This window comes from Echinicola sediminis (assembly GCF_054777495.1).
This window is the reverse complement of sequence record NZ_BAAHAP010000179.1, coordinates 1-4,284: the sequence shown is the minus strand read 5'-3', so window position 1 is coordinate 4,284 and position 4,284 is coordinate 1. Positions and strand designations below refer to the sequence as shown.

Annotated in this window: 4 protein-coding genes; 2 read left to right on the top strand and 2 right to left on the bottom strand. The window is 35.5% G+C overall.

Annotated elements, in window-relative coordinates:
- Positions 1–333: 333 nt before the first annotated feature.
- Both ACYVAA_RS22300 and ACYVAA_RS22295 read right to left on the bottom strand, forming a co-directional pair.
- Positions 334–678 carry a hypothetical protein gene (locus ACYVAA_RS22300; RefSeq protein ID WP_460546164.1) on the bottom strand — a complete coding sequence of 115 codons (345 nt, stop codon included), beginning with the start codon at positions 676–678 and terminating at the stop codon, positions 334–336.
- Positions 679–1,330: 652 nt separating this feature from the next.
- Entirely contained in the window at positions 1,331–2,710 is a 1,380-nt protein-coding gene (locus tag ACYVAA_RS22295; protein WP_460546162.1) for an undecaprenyl-phosphate glucose phosphotransferase, read from the bottom strand.
- A 507-nt stretch (positions 2,711–3,217) separates the two neighbouring features.
- Here ACYVAA_RS22295 and ACYVAA_RS22290 point away from each other — a divergent pair.
- The gene (locus tag ACYVAA_RS22290; protein WP_460546160.1) at positions 3,218–3,574 is read left to right on the top strand and encodes a response regulator; all 357 of its coding nucleotides are present in this window, start codon (positions 3,218–3,220) and stop codon (positions 3,572–3,574) included.
- 515 nt (positions 3,575–4,089) lie between these two features.
- Positions 4,090–4,284, top strand: a 195-nt coding sequence (locus tag ACYVAA_RS22285; RefSeq protein ID WP_460546158.1) for a hypothetical protein, incomplete at its 3' end; no start/stop codon positions are given.

Below are 4,284 nucleotides of genomic sequence, written 5' to 3'. Positions count from 1 at the left end.
AGTGCAATGAGATTAGTGAAAAGGTTTGTGGTGATTTTCATTTAAGTTTAGTTTGATTATTTAACGAAATTATTTTTCTTCTTTTTCTTACCTTATTAAATCTAAATACTTACAATTCGAAATTATTTTTATTATTAGGGCGTAAGGCTCCCTATCGATTGGCCAATGGCCAATCAGTTTTGTAATTAATAATTTTTGGGGTACTTGGGTAATTGAGGGTTTTAGGACAATATCAGGCTCCAGCGAATTAACTGATGCCGTTTACTGACGATGTCGTTATTTCCGTCTTTCTTAAAATTGCTTGAAGGCAAATAAAGGCGTTAGGATTCCACCTTATACTATTGACTGTTCTGGAAAAAGAACCTCAGCAATTATTCCATTGGATATTAAGCCATCGCAGTCATTTAAATGAAAATGTCCGGCGTCGGCAACTGAAAACACTGGTTTTTCAGCAATACCAAAAGAATGCTTCTCTGAAAACTGCTTATGGGTGAAAGCAAGAGGATATTTTCCCTCAGAAGTCTTGTGATGAATAATGTGTGGAGAAGAGGAAAGCCCCGTCGACTTAATAGCCGACCCCTGATTTAAGGCTTTCTCTATATCCGTTACGTTGCAAGAAAAAATAGTCCCTCCCAATAGGGGAAACACTATTAGGTTTTTTAAGTGTTTAAATTTCATTTACTATAAATAATTAGATTTATTTACTCCAAAGGGCTTATCCCCGTGGAAAGGTTGGTTTTGGTGGTAAACTTGTTGGCTCAAAATTTTCTTCAAAAAACTCTTATTCTCGGGCATAGTAATTCAACTACACCATATCAAGAGGGGTGATTTCAATTTTGAACCTGGTGGTTCTGGAAGAGGTCATTAACAAGTAATCTCCTCATTCCTAAGGGTTAATGGGAAAATCTAGTATGTGATTTCAGTTTCCGACTTATCCAACAACTATGCCAACTGCCGGATGATAAAATGGGCATAATACAGCAAAAAAAACAAGTCGCTCAATTTCATAAATGAACGACTTACATTAATAAACAAAATACATGGATAATTTTACTTCCTCCAACCTATCCCTTAACCACAAAAAATGAAAATCAAAAAGCTTAAACGATTTAATATTTATACTGTGGAACCGTTCAACAATGTGTAGAATTTTATAAAAAAACTATCTTCTAATTAACAATTTTTTTTTATGATGAAGCTGTTTGGGGATAAAAATATTAAAAATCATAAACTACTGATAACCAATCATATAAATACCAGTCATGGCATGTTCAAACACAAAAAAGCACCTTTCACGACAAAGTGTGGAAGATGTAAATTCCACACTTTTTCAGAATGAATTCTTGTGCGTTTTCTTGCCGAAGACAGTCAAATAAATGATTTTTACATCGAGGGACATTGACCAGTTTTCCAAGTACCACAAATCATGCATGATGCGTTGTTCCTTTTGTTCGCTGGTCTCTGTTGGCCCTCTCCATCCATTAACTTGAGCCCAACCTGTAATGCCAGGTTTGAAATAATGTCGAATCATAGATAGGTTGACATTCTTCTGAAACTCCTCATTCAAAAAGCTCCTGTGAGGACGGGGCCCTACCACACTCATATGCCCCATAAATACGTTGGCAAACTGTGGAAGTTCATCAATACTGTATTTTCTTAAAAATTTTCCAATTTTTGTTATTCGCGGATCATTGAATTTAGTAGAAGAGGTACCTGTTGTATCATTGGTTTTCATCGTCCTGAATTTAAACACCCTAAAAGGTTTACCCCCTTTTCCTATCCTGACTGGACAGAAAAATACCGGTCCAGGAGAATCAAGTTTTATCAGAACTGCTATCACAGCAAATATTGGAGCCAAAAACAGCAGAATCAAACTCGAAAAACACCAGTCAAAGCATTCCTTCAGCAAGTAGGAGAACTTATTATCCAATGGCATCTGCCTGACATTGACCATATCCAAGTTACCTTGCCGGATCACTTTATACCCCTGCCCAAACAAATCCCTGTAATCTGGCACAAAGCGGACCCTGGTTCCGTGATAGTCTGCAGTCTTTAGAATCTCCTTGATCTCCTTGGAACATTTTACGGGTAAAGCGACTATGATTTCATCAACATGATGATCCTTTATATAATCTCCCATATGGCCGATATCACTAACATACTGACCTTCATCACTTTGTACACTATTGTCGTTTTTATATTTGACAATACCCTTGATATTGTATCCAAGATTGGGATGACCACTATAATAGCTGTTTACCTTATTTACCATATCCCCAACACCGGTCACCAAAACATTCTTCCCCGCAGCCCCATAACTGTTTATTCTATTGATGATACTTAGAATGATGAAGTTGGTGGTAATACCCAGCAGGGGAAAGCCGATGGAAAAGTACAATACTACTTTCCTAAAAGTAGGTGGAAAGGTGAAGACCAAATAAATAAGCCCAAATAAAACCACTAAAATCGCGCTGGATTTTAAATAATTTAAAATCCTTGAGCCAAAATCCCCGTTGTATTCAAACAGGTAAAGTTTTCTCCATATTACAATTACAAACCATAAAGAAGTGAGGGCAAAGAACAACATCCAATCTACATTTTGGACCCCACTTTCTTTGTTTAAATAAATGGAAACGAGAAATGTCAAACATAACGTTATGACATCCCATATGAAGAAAAAACCGGCTACAATTCTACTTGTACTGTTCATAGTCTGTTTAAAAATTATTTTTAACTAAACAAATTCAATTACTTTCTATAGATCAAAACTTCTTAACTACAAAACGATCAGATGACCTAGGGTTTTCAAGCATAAACTAAGGCATGCAACTGCCCTTTTGTTCTTTTCCCAGTTTATGTTGGCTGAACCAATTCCATTTACTTAATGAACCTGGCTTTCCCTACCCATAAACATACCCTAATTTACTGCTTTGAAGAAAATTATGCAAATGAAATACATATTATTTATTTTAAAAAACATTTTTTTAAGTTTAAAAAGTTACGAACTTAATATATCTGTAAATATCAGTTCAAAAAAAATGGATATTATGCTCATTTTAGTTTATGACTGACTCAGTCCCTATTTGTGAGTCCATCAAATCAAGCGTAAAGCTCCTCCAATCGGCTCAAAAAATGATTTACCTATTGCAGTATTCAAAAAAAATTACTTAATTTTACATATACATTAAAATATTTCAAACAAAGTATTTTGTATAACATGGTAAAAATTGTATTAATCGATGATGACCCTATCAGTACGTTTGTTACTGAAAGCCTCATTGCGAAATACATCAAACAACCTTGTAAATTTTTTAAGTTTGAAAGGGCTAAAGAAGCGCTCAAAAAAATCTATTTAATCAACCCCAATTACCTATTTTTAGATCTCAATATGCCAGAGATGAGCGGCTGGGACTTCTTGGAAAAACTTGCTTTTGACAAAACCCAAGTAGAGATTTATATCCTTTCAAGTTCTGTTGACAAAAGAGACATCAATAGGGCCAGCACCTATTCACAGGTGAAGCAGTATTTAAGCAAGCCGCTAATATCACAGTCAATTAACAACATATTTAATTGATCCATTCTCCTTCTCTTTTCCCTTCTTTATAAATGTGCCAGGGAATACAGAGCCTTAGGAAAGATTTTTGATTCCATGTCAAGCTGTCAAATGCCAGGTAGAACAGTTTTAGCGGCTAAAACCATGAGCAACTACTTACACCGATCCAGGATACTCCTGCCTGACGGCCAACGGACCCGGGATTACCCCAATTGCACCTGCAGCGGCTCCTGTCATTGGGTTTTTAATAAGGTTAGCTAACCTTGAAAGTACATAACATTAGTAACCCTGGGCGCCAACCCAAGACAGAATTATCTAAATGAGCTTCTTTGTAACCATAAAATAGCACAAGGTCACTGAGCTTGTCGAAGTGAGTTGCTTTCCTTCAGGATAACTAAAATTTATACGCCCATAGTTTTATTTAGAGAAGCATTTTTTTTACTGACTGAAAAAAACAATATTGAATTAAATATTTTTTTATTGTAAATAGCACTAAAAATCCTGCCTAATTATTCAACAACTAATAGTACATTATCATGGCAAGAGACACAGACAAATATTATGACGAATTTGACGACTTCGAGGAAGACGACAATTTCACTTCAGATTTTGATGAGGACACTTATGAATTTGAGGATGAAGAAGACATGGTTGATGAAAGCTTAGAAGACTTTGATCAAGAGGATTTTGATCAAGATGACTTTGACGATAACTATGATGATTTTGATGAC